A 1,153-nucleotide genomic window follows, 5' to 3' on the forward strand; every position below is an offset into this window, starting at 1 on the left:
TAACCTAGTGCAAAGCTACCCATAGCCTTTTCTCCTTTCGTTTTAGATTTATTTTGGAGGCATTATAGAGAGTTTCGGGGAAAAATGCAAATGTGGCTATGTAAAAGAAGTAGGGGCTGGTAAAAGGAGGGGTAGCTCTTATTTAATATTACATTAAACTTATTTTGTTAGAATTTGGGCGTTGGAGCTTTGATTTATTCTCCTATCCCATGCAGAGAGTTCAAAGGTATCTGCGGGAGCATTCCTACAAATTCAACTTCATCTGCGTTATTCATCAATCTTTTAATATTTTTGTTGTTTTCGGTTTTAAAGGCTGTTATAAAGACTTCACCATTTTGTGTGTTTTCAGTGATTACTACAAATCGATGAATATGATTCTTTTTGTCCAAAAAGGACTTAAGGTAAATGTTCCTTTTAGCCCTTCTTATGATAATTAAAGGATTTTCTATAGTCGGAATGATATAGTTTAGATACCTAAAGCGTGCTAGTCCTTCGCCTGAATAGACACCCAATTCATCTTTAATGGTCATCTTATCTGCAAAGTGATTGAGAATTTTTTGAGTGTTGTGATGATTTTTAGCTTGAGTAAGGAAAGAAAGCATATTGTTGCTTGGTTCTAACTGCTCGCTATGCTTATTGATAAGATCTTGAGTGATGAGTGCTTTTGCCTTATCAATTTCATCTTTTCCTATAAATTTTGCTATCACTATTTCTCCACAGCATTGATTTATTCAAAATTATAACAAAATCACATGCAAAGTGAATGGATTGCGCACTGCTTGTATTGTGTTTGGTTTTATGGGAGCTTGAAAGATAGTTTGAAGTGGCTTAGACAAGTAAAATTTGCCCACCCTTCCTTTACCAGCCCTCTTACTTCTCTATTTCTCTAAATATCCTCAAACCACTCTCTAAACATACATTCCCATTCTTTAACTACATTCTCTCTCTAAACATACATTCCCCATTCTCCCAAACAAACACTCTTTTACTCTCTTACTCAAACAATGTCGGCTCCCAAATGAAATCTGTCCAAGACTTCTCTCACATGGAAAGCGGAGGTAAATGGCAAGGTGTCCAACAAGCCTCTACTACTACAACTCTAGGTGCAACATTTGAAAATGGCAAAAACATTGTAAGAGGTAACACTAAAGAA

Annotated in this window: 1 protein-coding gene; it reads right to left on the reverse strand. The window is 35.7% G+C overall.

What is annotated here, in order from left to right:
- Positions 1-194: 194 nt before the first annotated feature.
- Positions 195-707: a PBECR2 nuclease fold domain-containing protein gene (locus tag CQA49_RS09750; protein WP_115575750.1), complete on the reverse strand. Its 513-nt coding sequence runs from the start codon at positions 705-707 to the stop codon at positions 195-197.
- Between the last annotated feature and the right edge of the window lie 446 nt (positions 708-1,153).

Origin of the sequence: Helicobacter sp. MIT 00-7814 (assembly GCF_003364115.1) — a bacterium.
Classification (GTDB): domain Bacteria; phylum Campylobacterota; class Campylobacteria; order Campylobacterales; family Helicobacteraceae; genus Helicobacter_F.